Origin of the sequence: Enterobacter sp. TCD1-1 (assembly GCF_020567405.1) — a bacterium.
Taxonomy (GTDB): Bacteria; Pseudomonadota; Gammaproteobacteria; order Enterobacterales; family Enterobacteriaceae; genus Enterobacter; species Enterobacter quasiroggenkampii.
This window is the reverse complement of record NZ_JAJCXF010000001.1, coordinates 1,680,435-1,698,346: the sequence shown is the minus strand read 5'-3', so window position 1 is coordinate 1,698,346 and position 17,912 is coordinate 1,680,435. Positions and strand designations below refer to the sequence as shown.

Below are 17,912 nucleotides of genomic sequence, written 5' to 3'. Positions count from 1 at the left end.
ATGCGTCTTGAAGTCTTCTGTGAAGACCGTCTCGGTCTGACCCGCGAATTACTCGATCTTCTTGTTTTACGTAGCATTGATTTACGTGGCATTGAGATCGATCCTGTCGGGCGAATTTACCTCAATTTTGCCGAAATTGAATTTAATACCTTCAGTAGCCTGATGGCGGAAATCCGCCGTATCGCTGGCGTTACGGATGTGCGCACCATTCCCTGGATGCCGTCCGAGCGTGAGCACCTGGCGCTGAGCGCGCTGCTGGAAGCCATGCCTGAACCGTTCCTCTCCCTGGATTTGAAAAGCAAAGTTGAACGCGTTAACCACGCGAGCTGCCAGCTTTTCGCACAGAGTCAGGAGAAGCTGAGCAATCATCACGCCGCGCAGCTGATCCCCGGTTTTAACTTCCAGCGCTGGCTGGACAGCAATCCGCAGAACACGCACAGCGAGCATGTGGTGATTAACGGGCAGAATTTCCTGATGGAGATCACGCCGGTCTATCTGAAAGGGGAAGGGAATACCCGCGTGTTGACCGGGGCGGTGATCATGCTGCGCTCGACGCTGCGCATGGGTCGTCAGCTGCAAAACCTCTCCAGTCAGGACGTTGGCGCATTCAGCCAGATTATTGCCGTCAGCCCGAAAATGCGTCATGTGGTTGGTCAGGCGCGTAAGCTCGCAAGCCTGACCGCGCCGCTGTTGATTACCGGGGATACCGGCACCGGGAAAGACCTGCTGGCTCACGCCGTGCATCTGGCGAGCCCGCGTGCGGCCAAGCCTTACCTGGCACTCAACTGCGCCTCGATACCGGAAGATGCCGTTGAAAGCGAGCTGTTTGGTCACGCGCCGGAGGGCAAGAAAGGGTTCTTCGAGCAGGCTAACGGTGGCTCCGTGCTGCTGGACGAGATCGGCGAAATGTCGCCGCGTATGCAGGCTAAGCTGCTGCGTTTCCTGAATGACGGCACGTTCCGCCGCGTCGGTGAGGATCACGAAGTGCATGTGGACGTGCGCGTCATTTGCGCCACCCAGAAGAATCTGGTGGAACTGGTGCAAAAGGGGATCTTCCGCGAGGATCTCTATTACCGCCTTAACGTCCTGACGCTGAACATTCCGCCGCTGCGCGATTGCCCGCAGGACATCATGCCGCTTACGGAGCTGTTCGTCGCCCGCTTTGCCGACGAGCAGGGTGTGCCGCGTCCGAAGCTTTCAGCCGACCTAGGCACGGTGCTCATGCGCTACGGCTGGCCGGGCAACATTCGTCAGCTTAAAAACGCCGTTTATCGCGCGCTGACCCAGCTTGAAGGGTATGAGCTGCGTCCGCAGGATATCCTGTTGCCGGATTACGACGCCGGGACGGTATCCGTAGGCGAAGAGGCGATGGAAGGGTCGCTGGATGATATCACCAGCCGTTTCGAGCGCTCTGTGCTGACGCAGCTGTACCGCAGCTATCCCAGCACCCGCAAGCTGGCAAAACGCCTTGGCGTGTCGCACACCGCGATCGCAAATAAGCTACGTGAATATGGTTTGAATCATAAGAAAGGTGACGAATAACAAAAAAGCCTCTGCAAAGAGGCTTTTTACTTTTCACTTTAGATTTATTCCTTCGCCAGCGGCGTGTTAACGATGTCTGTTTTTGTCTCGCCCTGAATCGACGCAATCCTGCTTTCAACCTCTTTCACCTGCTGCGGGCTGTGGAGCAGGGTATAGGTCAGATCAAACTGCGCGCTGGCGCCAGGCTGCAGCTGCTTGACCCGCTTCTGTTCGCGTTCAATCGTGACGGGGTAGGCATAGCTGGTGCCCGGTTCAATGCCCGTGACATAACCCTGCTTCAGCGTGTCGGTGTTTTTCCATAAGGTCAGCACGGGCAGCTGGCGCGTATCAAACTGGATTGACGCGCCTTTATCGCCGGCTTTATTGACCACTGCTGCGAGCGTTTCATGGTTGTTGTCGGCGAGCGGCTGAATATTAAAGACCATCTCATCAAAGCCTTTTGTCGGCCCGGCGTAGGTTTGCCAGTCGTTAACGCCCGCTTTGGCGTAGTCATTGAATGGGCTCACGCTCGCCGCTGGCGCAAGGAAACGTGCGCCTTCTTCGAGGATCGGTGTCCCGAAGTTGCTGTGATAGATGATTTGATAATCATGAGGGTAATCGGCATGGTTGGTCAGAACATCATGCAGGCTGAACTGGTTGGTCCCTGGAACGTAGCGCAGTTCGGTCATGGTTTGCAGATCCGCTTTTTTGAACGTGCTCTCTTTGATTAAACCCCGAACGCGGATCTCATGCGGGGCGGTATCCGCCACCTCAACTTCCACCTGCGATACCGGTGTATTTCCGGCCCTGCCGTGAAGGGTGTAAATTTGCCCATCTGCGGTGACCGGATGACCTGTCCACTCGTAGCCACAGCGCACCATCATCTCGTTGAATCCATCCAGCCAGCCGAGACCGTTTCGGCTTTCAAGATTGATATAGGCAGGATTGACGACCTCTTTGACGGGTGAATTCCATCCCAGTCGGGTGCCAAACCCTTCAACGTGCAGAAGGTTCATGCCGCGTGTCGGGCTCAGGGTAATCGTCAGGCCATCTTTACTGCTAATAATGATGACTTTACTGCCTTCCTGCTTGCCGCCGTGTAAGATTTTTTGCTCAATGCTGAACGTCTGATCTTTAACTTTCAGCTCATCACTGGAAATCTTCCAGTTTCCTTTCTCTACGCTGCTTTCAGCACTTGTCAGCACCCAGGTTTTAGCCGCGGTCTGGCCAGAAACCAGGACCGCCAGAAGCGTAAAAGCGAATTTGATCTTCATATTTTATCCTTTTTGCTGAAACGATTATTTTCTTTCGTAAGCAAATCTAATGTTTAGACAAAAAGGGAAATGTGATGGGCTTCACTCGGGATGAAAATAGAGGATTTTAACGATTATTATGCGTTGTTGATCACGATCATGTTACATATTGTTCTGATTATTGCAGGATTAATGTGACATGCGAGCATTTAAGCTTTAACGATTCAGCTTTGAAATAATAAAAAACCCCGCCGAGGCGAGGTTGAGAATAAGTTGTATAGAATGCTAAGGACTTATTATGCTTTCAGCACGTCCAGCGCGGCAGTGTAGTCCGGCTCGGTGGTGATTTCGTTAACCAGTTCGCTGAAGACGACAGTGTCGTTTTCGTCCAGAACCAGTACAGCACGTGCTGCCAGACCTTTCAGTGGGCCTTCCGCAATGCTGACGCCGTATTTCTCGAGGAAATCTGCGCTGCGCAGGGTGGAGAGGGTGATAACGTTGCTCAGGCCTTCGGCACCGCAGAAACGGGACTGGGCAAACGGCAGGTCAGCGGAAATGCACAGCACAACGGTGTTGTCCATTTCAGTCGCCAGCTGGTTGAATTTACGCACGGATGCGGCACAAACACCGGTATCAATGCTTGGGAAAATGTTCAGTACTTTGCGTTTGCCCGCAAACTGAGCCAGTGTGACGTCAGACAGATCTTTAGCCACCAGAGTAAATGCCTGCGCTTTGCTGCCAGCCTGCGGAATGGAACCTGCTACAGCAACCGGGTTGCCCTGGAAATGAACGAGTTGTGACATAGATATCTTCCTGTTTACATATAGTTAACGTCGTGGCTAGTGTATGCCATCAGCAGATAACACGGCAAACCAAATTTTTCGCCTTTCCGGGCCGCAAGGAGTCAGTGATGAGAAGCGTTAAGGTCTATGAAGAAGCCTGGCCATTGCATACCCCGTTTGTGATCTCGCGCGGCAGCCGAAGTGAAGCCAGCGTGGTCGTGGTTGAAATTGAAGAAGAGGGTGTGAAAGGCGTCGGGGAATGTACGCCTTATCCGCGCTATGGGGAAAGCCTTGCATCTGTGATGGCGCAGATCATGACCCTGGTGCCAGACCTGCAAAAAGGGCTCACGCGCGAGGCATTACAGCAGCGTTTACCCGCCGGAGCGGCGCGCAACGCCATCGACTGTGCGCTCTGGAGCCTTGAAGCCGCTCAGCAGCAAAAATCGCTGACGTCATTGCTTGGCGTGGTCGTGCCCGAATCGATCGTGACCGCGCAAACGGTCGTGATTGGTGAGCCGGAGCAGATGGCCGCCAGTGCGAAAGCGCTCTATGACGCCGGAGCCACGCTGTTAAAAGTGAAGCTAGACGATCGTCTGATAAGCGAGCGGATGGTCGCTATTCGCTCGGCGGTTCCTTCAGCCACGCTGATTGTGGACGCCAACGAGTCGTGGCACCCCGAAGGGCTCGCCGCGCGATGCCAGCTGCTGGCCGATCTGGGGGTGGCGATGCTGGAACAGCCTCTGCCGGTAAAAGAGGATGCGGCGCTGAAGAATTTTATCCATCCGTTGCCTGTGTGCGCGGATGAAAGCTGCCACACACGCGAGAATTTGAGCGAGCTTAAGGGCCGCTATGACATGGTCAATATCAAGCTCGACAAGGCAGGCGGACTGACTGAAGCCCTGGCTCTGGCGGCGGACGCCAGGGCGCAGGGGTTCGACCTGATGTTGGGATGCATGCTTTGCACCTCCCGGGCGATCGGTGCGGCGCTGCCGCTGGTCAATCAGGTCCGTTTCGCCGATCTGGATGGCCCGACGTGGCTGGCGGTAGACGTTTCACCGGCCCTGAAATTTACCAGCGGCGTGCTTCATCTCTGAGGTTGCCAGCGCAGAAGCTCCATCATGGCTTTTAAGTATTTTTCGCTGGCTTCGTCGGAGGAGATCGCCGGGAACTCAGCGGTAATGCAGGGCAGGCTTAAGTCGGCGCACCAGCTCCCGAATGATCCGGGTGTTTCATAACCCACGCTGGTGACGAGCGGCAGGTCGAACGCCCGTGCCAGCCACGCGCCCAGGTCAGAGTGGCGCGGATCTTCAATGCAGGCCAGCGGATCGTGAAAGGAGACAACCCAGGCGGGGTGGATCTTATGGATAAGCTGGCACAGCGCCTGCGTTTCCGGCTCTGAGCCAGGGTTGTCTCCCGTCAGCAACACCACGTCTCGCTCCTCGGCGGAGCTGTTCCAGCGATAAACCGTTTCGCCAGCGCGCCAGTTTGCTGCCGGGAAATTACGGTTCAGGTCGATGCCCCGCGCATTCGCCCGCAATCCCAACTGACAGCCATCCGGATTGACGGCAAGAATCACGTGATGACGTCGTAATGAAGGGGTCAATGTCCGCAGCGCGCACGAGAGCGTGACGACAGACGAGTTTTCATCACCGTGCGTGCCGGCAATAATCAAACCGCTGTCGCGATCGGCATCGGGTGCCGGGAACCAGATCAGCGATGCGCCTAAAAATGAGCGGCCATATTGTTCAGCGCCCGGAGGGAAGGCGCCGCGTTCCGCGCGGGGTCGGGTGGTTGCCATACGAAATCCTGATAAAGAAGTCTCTACTGGCAGTGTTGTGCAAAAGCCGCTGTTAATCAAATAGTTTCCGTAGCGGCTGAGAATTGCCTTAAATCACTATTCAGGCGTAAGTTATTTGCATTTCTTATTGTCGAAACAAATAATTACGCATCTGCTTGTTACCTGAATTTTTTAAAGGGGATCTTATGAAGCATCCTGTTTCGCGTCTTTTCACCGCACTGTGCCTGTGCGGGCTCTCTACACTCTCATACGCTGCTGATGTCCCACAGGGCACGGTGCTGGCGCAAAAACAGGAGCTGGTCAGACATATTAAAGATGAACCGGCTTCGCTCGATCCGGCAAAAGCGGTGGGGTTGCCAGAGATTCAGGTGATTCGCGATCTTTTCGAAGGGCTGGTGAATCAGAATGAGAAAGGGGAACTGACCCCGGGGGTGGCGACGCGCTGGCAGAGTAACGATAACCGTACCTGGACGTTCACCCTGCGTGATAACGCAAAATGGTCTGACGGTACGCCGGTCACCGCGCAGGATTTTGTCTACAGCTGGCAGCGTCTGGTTGACCCAAAAACGACCTCTCCGTTTGCCTGGTTTGCAGCGCTGGCAGGTATCAACAATGCGCAGGCTATCATCGACGGTAAGGCAGCGCCTGATACCCTGGGCGTGACGGCGATGGATGCCAGGACGTTGCGCGTCCAACTGGATAAACCGCTACCGTGGTTTAGCAACCTGACGGCAAACTTCGCCTTCTATCCGGTGCAAAAAGCGAACGTTGAAAGCGGAAAAGAGTGGACGCGTCCGGGAGCGCTGGTCGGTAATGGCGCCTACGTCCTGAACGACCGCGTAGTGAATGAAAAACTGGTTGTCGTGCCGAACACCCACTATTGGGACAATGCGAAAACTGTCCTGCAAAAAGTGACCTTTATTCCGATTAACCAGGAATCGTCCGCCACGAAACGCTATCTGGCAGGGGATATCGATATTACCGAATCGTTCCCGAAAAACATGTATCAGAAGCTCCTGAAGGACATTCCGGGACAGGTGTATACGCCGCCTCAGCTCGGAACCTACTACTACGCGTTTAATACGCAAAAGGGGCCGACGGCCGATGCCCGGGTTCGTCTTGCCCTGAGTATGACTATCGATCGCCGCATTATGGCGGAAAAGGTACTGGGTACCGGCGAAAAACCGGCCTGGCATTTTACCCCTGACGTGACGGCGGGCTTCACGCCTGAAACTTCGCCGTTCGAGCAGATGTCCCAGCAGGAGCTGAACGCTCAGGCCAAAACCTTGCTCCAGGCCGCAGGCTACGGCCCTCAGCGTCCGCTGAAGCTGAACCTGCTGTACAACACGTCGGAAAACCACCAGAAAATCGCTATTGCGGTGGCGTCCATGTGGAAGAAAAACCTCGGTGTGGATGTCAAGCTGCAAAATCAGGAGTGGAAAACCTACATTGACAGCCGCAATACCGGCAATTTTGATGTGATCCGCGCGTCATGGGTGGGGGATTACAACGAGCCCTCGACCTTCCTGTCCCTGCTGACCTCAACCCACAGCGGCAATATCTCGCGTTTCAATGACCCGGCTTACGATAAAATAATCCACCAGGCGACGCTTGAAACCACGGCTAAAGCGCGTAACACGGATTACAACATGGCGGAGAAAATCCTCATGGAGAAAGCACCCATCGCGCCTATTTACCAGTACACCAACGGTCGACTGATTAAACCCTGGGTGAAAGGGTACCCGATAAATAACCCGGAAGACGTGGCGTATAGCCGGACGATGTATATTGAGAAGCACTGACGAGTAGGGGTTCGCTGCTACCAAATCCAGAACTGGCGCGGAGCTTAGCGCCAGTTGCTCCTTCTGATTCTCTCCCGCCACAGCAGAAAGTCGCACTTTCCTGACGATACTTACTGCTGATATTTCTCAGGCGATGCAAAAACAACACCATACGCAATGGTGGGTAAAAATTGCATGAGTTGAATATCGCCGTCTACACTTGAACAAAATAATATCTTGTGTTCTGCATATTAAAAATATGCAGTAACTCCAGTGAGGTCAACATGTCTTTCACTAACAGAGAGTTGCGTGAACTTGTCGAAACACAATTAAAATATACGTTATGCGTTAGCATAGACAAGGCCACCAACGGCGATATATTCAATGCTGTGGCGCTGGCATTGCGGTATTTTCAGCAAGATCGCTTTCTCGATAGTCAGGCCCGGCAACGCTTGGAAAAGAAAAAACGCGTTTATTATCTCTCGATGGAATTTTTGCTTGGGCAGTCATTACGCAATAACCTGATGAACCTGAATTTGCTTGATGATATGCGTCAGGTTGTCACTGACCTGGGGTTTGATTTCGATGGTATTCTTGACGAAGAGCCCGATGCCGCGCTTGGAAATGGTGGCCTTGGGCGGTTAGCTGCCTGCTTTATTGACTCAATGGCAACGTTAGACATTGCTGCCTCAGGTCATGGCATTAAATACGAATATGGTTTATTCAGGCAGTCTTTTCAGAATGGTCAGCAAATCGAACATCCGGACGACTGGCATTCCATGCATTCCCCCTGGCTGGTTGAACATCATAGCCAGGCAATGCTGATCCCAATTGGTGGATATATCGAGCATGCAGATGATGCTGACGGGAATTATAATCCAATGTGGTTGGGGTGGAATACCATCGTTGGTATCCCAAATGACTATTTCGTTTCTGGCTACAGAGGTAGCACCACGAATAAGCTTCGTTTATACAGTGCCGTAGCCTCTAACTCTTTTGATATTCATATTTTCAACCATGGCGATTACATCAAAGCGGTCAGTGAAAAAATCGCCTCCGAGAATATTTCAAAAATACTCTATCCTTCTGATGAGATCCTCTCGGGCAAGGAGCTGCGACTGACTCAGGAGTATTTTCTTGTCGCATGTACCTTGCGAGATATTTTTCGCGAATACGCTGAGATTGAAACTGACATTTCGTTACTGCCGCGGCATGTCGCCATCCAGCTAAATGATACGCATCCCGCGCTGGCTGTTGTCGAGTTGATGCGAATACTTGTCGACGAATACAGCCTTCCCTGGCACCAGGCCTGGGATATCACCCAAAGAACCTGTGCTTACACCAACCATACGTTGATGCCCGAGGCTCTGGAGACCTGGCCAGTGGCCTTGTTTGAAAAACTGTTGCCGCGACACTTGCAGATTATTTTTGAGATTAACCACCGTTTTCTTGCGGATGTCGCCTCCCGATGGCCAGACAAACCGCATTTGTTGGCCTCCTTGTCTCTGTTTGCGGGGGATAACGAGAAAAGTATCAGAATGGCAAATTTAGCCATCGTCGGGAGTCATTGTGTAAATGGGGTGGCGATGCTCCATTCCGAGCTTATCAAAACGCACCTGGTTCCCGATTTTTATTTTATTACGCCAGATAAATTCATTAATCAGACCAACGGCATTACGCCGCGCAGATGGTTGCAGCAGGCTAACCCAAATCTTGCCGCGTTTCTGAATCAGCAATTGGGTAACCGATGGCCGACGGATTTACATATGCTTCGACAGCTGGAGAAGCATGCGGATGATACGGGGGTGATCGATCATATCCGCGGCATTAAATTCAAAAATAAATCCGCGTTGAGCCAGATTGTTTCACAACGTTATGGGATTATGTTGGACCCGATGGCAATGTTTGATTGCCAGGTAAAACGCATTCACGAATACAAGCGCCAGCTTCTGAATATTCTGCACGTCATTTCTCTCTATATTGATATTAAAGAGAATGGGAGAACCATAGCGCCTAAGGTGCATCTTTTTGCAGGTAAAGCGGCACCTGGTTATCGAATGGCAAAGCTTATTATTCAGTTAATTAATGCTGTAGCGAATAAAATCAACAGTGATGCGCGTATTGCCGGGCAGCTGAAAGTCATTTTTCTTGAGGATTACAAAGTCTCCTTAGCCGAAAGCATAATACCGGCAACAGACCTGTCTGAACAAATATCCACAGCAGGCACGGAGGCATCTGGAACCAGTAATATGAAGTTCGCGCTCAACGGTGCGTTAACAATGGGTACGTATGATGGTGCCAACATTGAAATTCTTAATGCTGTTGGGGCAGAAAACTTCTATCTTTTCGGCGCGACGGCTGAAGAAGTCAATGAAATGCGTTCAAATGGCGATAATAATCGTTTCTATCGTCAGAGCGATCCTCGAATGATGCGTATAGTGGATACGCTTATTTCTGGTGAATTTAGCGCCGATCGCGAAATTTTTGCACCGCTACACCATATGTTGACAACAGCCGATCATTATTGTCATCTGCTGGATTTTGACAGCTACAGTCAAACCCAACGTCAGGCAATGGCGGATTTTGAACATCCCCGCCAGTGGCATCGAAAAGCGTTGCTAAATATTAGCCGAATGGGAGAGTTTTCGAGTGACAGAACCATTCAGGGCTATGCAAGGGATATTTGGGGAATAAATTGCTGATGGTCATGCTTCCGGTTGCCTTCCGGGAGCGATATCGGTGCACTATGATCATCATTCGGGAACACGTTACGCCCCTGATGCGAGGCTGATTATGAACTTTGAAATACAGAGTGAAAATGACGTACAGATTGTCGTTCCGCTGGTTCGCAGGCTGGATGCTTCTGTCGAGCAGACCTTTAAGCAGCAGGTGCTGGAGGTGATTGAAAAAAGTAATAAAAAGATATTGCTGGATTTCAGCCACGTAGATTTTATTGACAGCAGCTGTCTCGGCGCGCTGGTATCCATACTCAAGAGTTTAAACGGCAAGGGTGAGCTGGTGCTGTGTTCGCTTAACAGCAATACACACGCTCTCTTTAAGCTGACCAGGATGGATCGTATTTTTTCTATCAGGGCCAATCGGCAGGATGCCCTGCAGGTGTTGATGGGCTAATATCACAGCGCTCTTCGGGGAGAAAGCGGGATGTGCCAACGGTTAAAACGAGAACTGACGCATTCTCGCGCCAGTCCTGAAAACATGGCTCCGCTCCACCCGCACGGTATTCACCCGGGCTGATACCGGCTCGCTATTGTGCTAATAACGCACTAAACTTCGCCAGCCACTGCGGATGGGCGGGCCAGGCGGGAGCCGTCACCAGGTTGCCGTCGACATGGGCCTGATCGATGCCGATCGTGGCGTAGTGTCCACCTGCTAGGCGTACCTCAGGTGCACAAGCCGGGTAGGCGCTACAGGTACGGCCTTTCAGGATGCCCGCGGCAGCGAGCAGCTGCGGGCCATGGCACACTGCAGCAATCGGTTTGCGCGCGGCGTCAAATGCCTGTACCAGCTTTAACACATCCTCATTTAGCCGCAGATACTCGGGCGCTCTGCCGCCGGGGATGAGCAGTGCGTCGTAGTCCTGCTCCTTTACGGCGGAAAAGTCGGCGTTGAGGGTAAAGCGGTGACCGGGTTTTTCGCTATAGGTCTGGGCGCCGTCGAAATCATGGATTGCCGTCATGATGTAGTCGCCTTTTGGTTTGTCGGGGCAGACTGCATCCACCTGATGGCCAATCATCTGCAAAGCCTGAAAAGGCACCATGGTTTCGTAATCTTCGGCATAATCGCCCACCAGCATCAGGATCTTCTTGCTCATCATTCCTCTCCCTTGTCATTAAAGATGATTAAGATATAGCCTGGCGTGGCTGAAATGCCGGAAATAAAAAAGCCCGTCAGAGCACGGGCAACATAAGCAAATGAATAAGTGATTCGTTATCAACGTAGTTGGAGGATAACGGCGCGTATCTTACGCGGCTGTCAGGCTTGCAGATACCTGACAAATTCGGTAGGTGAAACAAGATATTAAACGTGCGTTATGGTGCATCGAAGGTCGGGTAAAGACTATTTTCGAGAAATTCGACGAGATACCAGATCTCACCGCTAAAAATAAACCATAAGCCAAATATAATAAGGAGCAAAATAATTAAGGTGAGTATTATTTCTGTTTTTCCCATTGCAGATTTTACCCACCTGAAGTTAATTGAGTCGAGGCAGGCATTGTAGCGGGGCTTTCTCGTATACTCCAGTTTCATGCTGCAAGGACTTTATTGCGTCCGTCATTTTTAGCGCGATACAGCGCGTCGTCTACCCGCTTAAACAGCTCATCAATCGTCTCGCCCTGGTTATGTCGCGCCACGCCAATGCTAACGGTAAACCGCGGTAAGCCCGGAATCGTAATGCGGGCAACGGCTGCACGGATCGACTCGGCAATCTGCAACGCGATGTCGAGAGGGGTATGCGGCAGCAGGATAACGAACTCTTCGCCTCCCCAGCGGAACACCAGATCATTCTCCCGGCTACAGGCTTCCAGCGTTCGGGAGAGGGCGATAAGCACCTCATCGCCCTTCAAATGACCAAACAGGTCGTTGATGTTTTTGAAGCGATCGGTATCCACCAGCAGCAGGCTAAACTGCTGTTGGGCAGGAAGATGATTCAGGTTGTTGGGATCGGTAATCGCGTAGAACTGGCGCCGGTTGAGTAACCCGGTCATGGAGTCACGTAACGCGGCATGTTCCAGCTCTTGCTCCAGTCTTTTTTGCTCGGTGATATCGTGGATGATGCACAGCATCAGCTTGTCACCGTAGATCTCAATGGGGCCGGCATACGTCTGAACGTGGCGGGTAGAGCCATCGGCAAGGCGGTGAACAAAGTTGAGCGGCTTATGGCCGCCGGGCAGCGCGGCAATCGCAGTCATAATGGGCAAGACGTCTCGCCCCAGGGTATTGATTTCCCAGGTATGTTTACTGCACATGTCATCATGTGAGTAACCGTAAAAATTGAGCGCGGCCAGGTTAGCATCAACAATCTGGCCATCGCGGGCCGGATCGATTAACAGCATCGGCGCGCTATTGGTCTGAAAAAAACGGGCGTAAAACCCCTGTTTTTTCCGCCGGTAAGTTGCGGAGCGGCTGGCCTTTAGCCCAGAGAGAATGTGCTGGGCGATCCCCTCGAAAACAATCACATCCCCCCAGGGGGCATAATGGGCAAGCGAGAGACGACAGCTTAGCGGCGTATCCTGTCCATCCCGGCTTATTGTCCAGATTTCGACGATCTCCTGCCCGGTTTTCAGTTCAGGTACATACATCGACAGGAGGTGCTGTGCATTCGCGGAATAGAGGCCTTTACGCAGCTGGTCCAGCGTCTTCTCTCCCATAAGCTGCGTTGCGGTCACATTCGCAAAAACGATCGCTTCCGAAGCGGGGGAAATCAGCCACACGGGTGTTTTAATGACGTTCAGCGCTTCAAAACCGTTTTGCGACATAGGCATTTCCTGTTCATCGGCTCAATGCGCCTGACAATGATGACAGACGTGACGAGTGTCTACTGCTTTGAAACATACTCTACTCAACCCCGTCAGGCATGGTTTTTTTGCGAAATAAATGCGGGGTCCGTTTGAATTTTATTAATGGGTATAATTTGCCTGTCGGAGTTTATCTGCAGAAGCAGCCACGGCACCTGTTCGGCAGGTAAGGGACGGGAGAAAAGATAACCCTGCAGGTAGTCACAGCCGAGACGGGTGAGAACCTCCTGCTGCTCTTGCGTTTCAATCCCTTCAGCCACCACGTTCATCTCCATGGTTCGGGCGATACTCATGATGGTTTCAACCAGCTTGTAGCTTTTTTCATTTTCCAGCATCGACGTCACAAAGCTTTTGTCGATCTTGAGCTCTTTTGCCGGCAGCACGCTCAGCATCAGCAGGTTCGAGTAGCCCGTACCGAAATCATCAATCGAGACGGTGATCCCCGCATGATTAAACGCGTTGAGTAACTCAATGCTGCGGTCGAGATTTTTCAGCGCGGTGCTTTCCGTAACCTCAAGGATCAGCCTGGACGGGGACAAGCTATATTTTTCCAGCATCGACGATACGATATAGAAAATGTCCGGCTGTTCGAACTGGACGGGGGATAAGTTGAGCGACAGCGTCCACTGGCTAAACCCTTGTTCAGTCCAGAAATGCAGCTGTCGACATGCCGCTTCAATGGCCCAGTTGCCCACCGGAATAATTAAGCCGGTTTGTTCCAGCGAGGGGATAAACAGGCCCGGCAGAACAACGCCTTGCTCAGGGTGCCGCCAGCGCAGCAGGGCTTCAAAACCATGGATAGTCTTCTCTTGCGCATACCAGGTTGGTTGGTACCAGAGTTCAAACTGATCGCGCTCAAGCGCCTGAGAGAGTTCCTGCAGAAAACCGGGTTTTGCCGGGATTGCTGTCGACATCTCGGATCGGTAGTGCGCCCAGCCGTTCCGGCCGTCGTCTTTGACGTGATGCAGGGCTGCATCCGCCTTGAGCTTTAGCTCATGCAGCGTTTCGCCATCCTGAGGATAGAGGCTGACGCCCGCACTGATTGTCGTGCTTAGCGTATGACCACAGATCGAAAGAGGACGTCGTACATCCTCGAGCAACGACGCGAGCAGTGCGTTGAGTTTGTCGTCGTCACATTCCGGTACCAGCAGGATAAAGGCGTCACCTCCCAGCCTTGCCAGGGTCATCTCACGCGTGAGACGGGAAGTGATGCGCTGTGCAACGGTGATCAATAACTCATCTCCGACGCTGTGACCCCAGGTATCGTTGACGCGTTTGAAATGATCGACGTTCAGGAAAATGACGGCAAATTGCCTGTTACTCAGCAACGCGCTACGCAGGCAGTCCTGCATGCGGATGTCCATCTGATGGCGATTCGCGAGTCCGGTGAGCGCATCAAAGCGCGCCTGCAGCTCAAGCTGCCGATTGAGCTGCCGCAGATTGTCCGTCAGCCGGCCGGTACGCCGGTGAGAGTCGACAAGGGAAATAATTAACATCACGCCAAGCAGGCAGAGCGTGGTGACAGAAACCCAGATGGATAACCCGAGCTCGCCGATCCCACCGGGAAGGGTATGCGACATTTCCGGGTAATGCGCGGCACTCATGCCGGTATAGTGCATCGCACAAATGGCGGCGGCCATGACCAGGGCCGCGAGAAGGCGCTCGATAAAAACCCCTTTGTCTCGCAGGCGGAAAGCCAGCCACAGCGCAGTGCCGGAAGCCACCACGGCAATGACCACGGACAACCCCACAATACGGCGATCCCAGATGATGCTGCCATCCAGCATCAGGGCCGCCATACCGATATAGTGCATGGATACCACGCCTGCGCTCAGGATTGCGGTGGCAACGATGGGGCGAAAGAGAGACCGTTTTTTTCCCGCGACGGCAATATCAAGGGCCGTGGTCGACGCAATAACCGCGACGCCCAGCGATGCAAGGGTTAACCAGAGGTCATAGCGCATCATCATGGGCATTTGCATCGATAGCATGCCGATAAAGTGCATCGACCAAATGCCGATGCCGAGCGAGATGCCGCCGGCCATACGCCAGAACAGGGCAGCCTTTCGGCTGGAAAGGGGGATCTTTCCGGCACTGTCCAGCGCCACAAAGGAGGCGATAAACGCCACCAGATAAGAGACAGCGATTAACACAGGGTCCCACGATATATTGAGCATTATGCAATCCCACGCCTGAGAGGGTTACCGATTTCGCCTGCCGGGCACATCTTTATCTGGCAACGAACATGCGCATTCAAACAATATTAGTTTTTTATCGTGTAAAATGACCAGTCATATTAATACTCTAAAACGTATTAAGAATATAAAATATATTCTCATTGTTAACGTATTAAGCATTGCTAAACAAGAGCGAATAAAAGTAGCAAAGCTCCTTAAATATAACGGCGATTGTATCAGTGCGCCGCAGCGGATGGTATCGCTTAACGTGGCGGCAGACCAGTATCACAGCACGCTGCGAAGAACATTTTCACTAATACGCTCTTTTTATCTGACTTAAGCTAAATCCCAGGTTGCTAACGGCGAAAAAACAATCCCGTGAAGTTTGCGAGGAAAAACGTCTGAGCCAATGCTATAAGTCTAGATGCCGACCAAAATATAAAACGTGGGTATCATCATGCTAAGAAATATTAGTGTCAGGACCTTTATTATCGGGTTCCTTTTATCGCTATTTTTGGTAAACGCAGGTGTCGTTGTTCTAATTTCCAGCAAGTCCTCTCTCTTTATTTCCCTTAACGTTATCAATTTCGTTGCGCTATTTTTGCTTTGGGTCTACATGACCCGCTATCTTGTGACGCCGATCAATACGGTAAAGAGAAGTATTGAAGAGGTGACAGCAGGCAACCTTGGGGTTTCTATCCCGGAGTTTGGCAATAACTGCGCGGGTCGACTTATTCCCGGGATCAATAGCCTTTCCGGCAACATTGCGACGCTGGTGCGCGAGATCAGGGCGTCGTCGCAAACCGCCATGACCTTATCGGATCAGCTCTCGGCCCGTAGCGCTCAGCTCTCGGTGAAAACCGAACAGCAGTCTGCGTCTTTAGTGCAAACCGCAGCCAGCATGGAGCAAATGGCTGCGAGCACCAAAAACAATGCCGATAACACCCGCCTGGCGAGCGAACAGGCGAATGTGGCGACGCTGCAGGCGCGTAAGGGCGGGGAGCTGATGGGGCAGGTCGCCAACAATATGCAGTCCATTACCGAATGCGCCCAGCAGATGACGGAGATTATTTCATTGATTGACGGCATTGCGTTCCAGACCAATATTCTGGCGCTCAACGCGGCCGTTGAGGCGGCAAGGGCAGGCGACCACGGAAAAGGTTTTTCTGTCGTTGCGGAGGAGGTAAGAAACCTGGCACACCGCAGTGCAGAGGCCGCGAAGAATATCAAAGCGCTGATTGAAGTCACCAGCAGTAACGTCACCCAGGGCGCGACCGTGGTGTCACAGGCAGAGAAGAATATGCATGAAATCGTGACGGGGTCGGGGAACGTCAGCCGCTTGATGGATGAAATATCCGCGTCGACCTCTGAGCAGGAGAAAGGCATTTCCCAGATCACGCTGGCTCTTTCGGAGCTGGAGCGGGTCACGCAAAGCAACGTGGCGATGGCGGAGGAACTCAACGGCTCCTCTGATGTCCTGCGCAATCAGGTGATTGAGCTCCAGGCCCGCACGCGTAATTTCAGACTGGATCAGGGATCGTTGTCCTCATTACCTGGCGGCTCGCCATCCTTCCTCCCGCGGCCAGAGCACTCTCTCTGACAAAATCGCAACTCTCTCGCCATATTTCTTGCCGGGTGGCGCTGCGCTTACCCGGCCTACACTCTGCCACAATATCAATATATTACACCCTTCACTGTAGGCCCGTGCAAGCGTAGCGCCGCCGGGCGAAACGCATGGTATGTACATTTCATGAACGATTTCAGCGCGATGGGATACATAGTTGTTGCTTAACCCCTGATGAAAGCTAGACTGACACCGAAAGAGCTAAAAGGCGGAGGAGCTGTGGAAAGCATTAAAGGATCTGAACTAAACGTTCCAGACGCAGTTTTTGCGTGGGTGCTGGACGGTCGCGGCGGTGCCCGGCCGCTGGAAGACAATGATGTGATCGATAGTGCGCATCCCTGCTGGCTGCATCTGAACTACACCCACCCGGACAGCGCTGACTGGCTGGCGTCGACCCCGCTCTTGCCTAACAACGTGCGCGATGCGCTGGCCGGTGAAAGCCTGCGCCCCCGCGTGAGCCGAATGGGGGACGGGACGCTGATCACCCTGCGCTGTATTAACGGCAGCACGGATGAACGTCCGGATCAGCTGGTTGCGATGCGGGTCTATATGGACGATGGGCTGATTGTCTCCACCCGACAGCGTAAGGTTCTGGCGCTGGATGACATCGTCAACGATCTGAAAGAGGGCACCGGGCCGATCGACTGCGGCAGCTGGCTGGTGGACGTCTGTGACGCGCTTACCGATCACGCGAGCGAGTTTATCGAAGAACTGCACGACAAAATCATCGACCTGGAAGATAACCTGCTCGATCAGCAGATCCCGCCGCGCGGTTTTCTGGCCTTGTTGCGTAAGCAGTTGATTGTGATGCGCCGCTACATGACGCCGCAGCGCGACGTGTATGCGCGGCTGGCCAGCGAAAGGCTCGCCTGGATGAACGACGACCATCGACGCAGAATGCAGGATATTGCCGACAGGCTGGGCCGCGGGCTGGATGAAATTGATTCCTGTATTGCCAGAACGGCGGTGATGGCGGACGAAATCGCGCAGGTGATGCAGGAGTCGCTGGCGCGAAGAACCTATACGATGTCCCTGATGGCGATGGTGTTTTTACCCAGCACGTTTTTGACCGGGCTGTTTGGCGTCAATCTGGGGGGAATTCCCGGGGGCGCTTATCGATACGGCTTTACGGCGTTTTGCGTGATGTTAGTTGTTTTGATTGGGGGTGTTGCATGGTGGTTGCATCGTAGTAAATGGCTGTAAATTTACGCTTTTTTCGTCTTTTTCCGGGATTAAAACGCTCTTTTAATTGAGCGAAGTCAATAAACATATACCCCGTAAGGTGCAATATTACTCCCGCAGGTGAATGCAACGTCAAGCGATGGGCGTTGCGCTCCATATTGTCTTACTTCCTTTTTTGAATTACTGCATAGCACAATTGATTCGTACGACGCCGACTTCATAGTCGGCTTTTTTTTTGCCTCCTGATTCTCAGCGTCT

Annotated in this window: 14 protein-coding genes; 7 read left to right on the top strand and 7 right to left on the bottom strand. The window is 52.7% G+C overall.

Annotated elements, in window-relative coordinates:
• Window positions 1-1,542 carry a transcriptional regulator TyrR gene (gene tyrR, locus LJA86_RS08240; protein ID WP_229225996.1) on the top strand — a complete coding sequence of 514 codons (1,542 nt, stop codon included), beginning with the start codon at window positions 1-3 and terminating at the stop codon, window positions 1,540-1,542.
• A gap of 44 nt (window positions 1,543-1,586) precedes the next feature.
• Here the strand turns inward: tyrR and LJA86_RS08235 are convergent, their stop codons facing one another.
• Both LJA86_RS08235 and tpx read right to left on the bottom strand, forming a co-directional pair.
• The gene (locus LJA86_RS08235; RefSeq protein WP_229225995.1) at window positions 1,587-2,795 is read right to left on the bottom strand and encodes an aldose 1-epimerase family protein; all 1,209 of its coding nucleotides are present in this window, start codon (window positions 2,793-2,795) and stop codon (window positions 1,587-1,589) included.
• A gap of 275 nt (window positions 2,796-3,070) precedes the next feature.
• Complete coding sequence (tpx, locus tag LJA86_RS08230) at window positions 3,071-3,577, bottom strand: thiol peroxidase (RefSeq protein WP_023335907.1); 507 nt, start codon at window positions 3,575-3,577, stop codon at window positions 3,071-3,073.
• 107 nt (window positions 3,578-3,684) lie between these two features.
• Between tpx and ycjG the strand changes: the two genes are divergently transcribed.
• Window positions 3,685-4,650, top strand: coding sequence for an L-Ala-D/L-Glu epimerase (gene ycjG / locus LJA86_RS08225; protein WP_048029793.1), 966 nt, complete (start codon window positions 3,685-3,687; stop codon window positions 4,648-4,650).
• On the opposite strand, the gene mpaA is transcribed toward ycjG, so the two are convergent.
• A complete protein-coding gene (gene mpaA / locus LJA86_RS08220; protein WP_048029794.1) occupies window positions 4,641-5,354 on the bottom strand; it encodes a murein tripeptide amidase MpaA in 714 nt (237 codons plus the stop codon). The genes ycjG and mpaA overlap by 10 nt on opposite strands.
• 185 nt (window positions 5,355-5,539) lie before the next feature.
• Between mpaA and LJA86_RS08215 the strand changes: the two genes are divergently transcribed.
• The 3 genes from LJA86_RS08215 (at window position 5,540) to LJA86_RS08205 (ending at window position 10,267) form a co-directional block, all read left to right on the top strand.
• A complete protein-coding gene (locus LJA86_RS08215) occupies window positions 5,540-7,156 on the top strand; it encodes a peptide ABC transporter substrate-binding protein (RefSeq protein WP_229225994.1) in 1,617 nt (538 codons plus the stop codon).
• A 263-nt stretch (window positions 7,157-7,419) separates the two neighbouring features.
• Complete coding sequence (locus tag LJA86_RS08210; RefSeq protein ID WP_229225993.1) at window positions 7,420-9,837, top strand: glycogen/starch/alpha-glucan phosphorylase; 2,418 nt, start codon at window positions 7,420-7,422, stop codon at window positions 9,835-9,837.
• 91 nt (window positions 9,838-9,928) lie between these two features.
• Window positions 9,929-10,267, top strand: coding sequence for an STAS domain-containing protein (locus tag LJA86_RS08205; RefSeq protein WP_069719078.1), 339 nt, complete (start codon window positions 9,929-9,931; stop codon window positions 10,265-10,267).
• A gap of 133 nt (window positions 10,268-10,400) precedes the next feature.
• On the opposite strand, the gene LJA86_RS08200 is transcribed toward LJA86_RS08205, so the two are convergent.
• From LJA86_RS08200 to LJA86_RS08185, 4 genes are all read right to left on the bottom strand, one after another.
• A complete protein-coding gene (locus LJA86_RS08200; protein ID WP_080347316.1) occupies window positions 10,401-10,967 on the bottom strand; it encodes a DJ-1/PfpI family protein in 567 nt (188 codons plus the stop codon).
• A 217-nt stretch (window positions 10,968-11,184) separates the two neighbouring features.
• A complete protein-coding gene (locus LJA86_RS08195) occupies window positions 11,185-11,325 on the bottom strand; it encodes an Ecr family regulatory small membrane protein (protein WP_045909000.1) in 141 nt (46 codons plus the stop codon).
• 74 nt (window positions 11,326-11,399) lie between these two features.
• Window positions 11,400-12,632 carry a sensor domain-containing diguanylate cyclase gene (locus LJA86_RS08190; RefSeq protein ID WP_229225992.1) on the bottom strand — a complete coding sequence of 411 codons (1,233 nt, stop codon included), beginning with the start codon at window positions 12,630-12,632 and terminating at the stop codon, window positions 11,400-11,402.
• A 92-nt stretch (window positions 12,633-12,724) separates the two neighbouring features.
• The gene (locus LJA86_RS08185; RefSeq protein ID WP_229225991.1) at window positions 12,725-14,848 is read right to left on the bottom strand and encodes a putative bifunctional diguanylate cyclase/phosphodiesterase; all 2,124 of its coding nucleotides are present in this window, start codon (window positions 14,846-14,848) and stop codon (window positions 12,725-12,727) included.
• A gap of 457 nt (window positions 14,849-15,305) precedes the next feature.
• Between LJA86_RS08185 and LJA86_RS08180 the strand changes: the two genes are divergently transcribed.
• A complete protein-coding gene (locus LJA86_RS08180) occupies window positions 15,306-16,448 on the top strand; it encodes a methyl-accepting chemotaxis protein (RefSeq protein WP_069719081.1) in 1,143 nt (380 codons plus the stop codon).
• A 243-nt stretch (window positions 16,449-16,691) separates the two neighbouring features.
• The gene (gene zntB, locus LJA86_RS08175; protein ID WP_023292275.1) at window positions 16,692-17,675 is read left to right on the top strand and encodes a zinc transporter ZntB; all 984 of its coding nucleotides are present in this window, start codon (window positions 16,692-16,694) and stop codon (window positions 17,673-17,675) included.
• The last annotated feature ends 237 nt before the right edge of the window (window positions 17,676-17,912 follow it).

Coding starts and splice junctions, on each gene's coding strand:
- tyrR (WP_229225996.1), top strand. CDS start 1: ATGCGTCTTGAAGTCTTCTGTGAAGACCGTCTCGGTCTGACCCGCGAA.
- LJA86_RS08235 (WP_229225995.1), bottom strand. CDS start 2,795: ATGAAGATCAAATTCGCTTTTACGCTTCTGGCGGTCCTGGTTTCTGGC.
- tpx (WP_023335907.1), bottom strand. CDS start 3,577: ATGTCACAACTCGTTCATTTCCAGGGCAACCCGGTTGCTGTAGCAGGT.
- ycjG (WP_048029793.1), top strand. CDS start 3,685: ATGAGAAGCGTTAAGGTCTATGAAGAAGCCTGGCCATTGCATACCCCG.
- mpaA (WP_048029794.1), bottom strand. CDS start 5,354: ATGGCAACCACCCGACCCCGCGCGGAACGCGGCGCCTTCCCTCCGGGC.
- LJA86_RS08215 (WP_229225994.1), top strand. CDS start 5,540: ATGAAGCATCCTGTTTCGCGTCTTTTCACCGCACTGTGCCTGTGCGGG.
- LJA86_RS08210 (WP_229225993.1), top strand. CDS start 7,420: ATGTCTTTCACTAACAGAGAGTTGCGTGAACTTGTCGAAACACAATTA.
- LJA86_RS08205 (WP_069719078.1), top strand. CDS start 9,929: ATGAACTTTGAAATACAGAGTGAAAATGACGTACAGATTGTCGTTCCG.
- LJA86_RS08200 (WP_080347316.1), bottom strand. CDS start 10,967: ATGAGCAAGAAGATCCTGATGCTGGTGGGCGATTATGCCGAAGATTAC.
- LJA86_RS08195 (WP_045909000.1), bottom strand. CDS start 11,325: ATGGGAAAAACAGAAATAATACTCACCTTAATTATTTTGCTCCTTATT.
- LJA86_RS08190 (WP_229225992.1), bottom strand. CDS start 12,632: ATGTCGCAAAACGGTTTTGAAGCGCTGAACGTCATTAAAACACCCGTG.
- LJA86_RS08185 (WP_229225991.1), bottom strand. CDS start 14,848: ATGCTCAATATATCGTGGGACCCTGTGTTAATCGCTGTCTCTTATCTG.
- LJA86_RS08180 (WP_069719081.1), top strand. CDS start 15,306: ATGCTAAGAAATATTAGTGTCAGGACCTTTATTATCGGGTTCCTTTTA.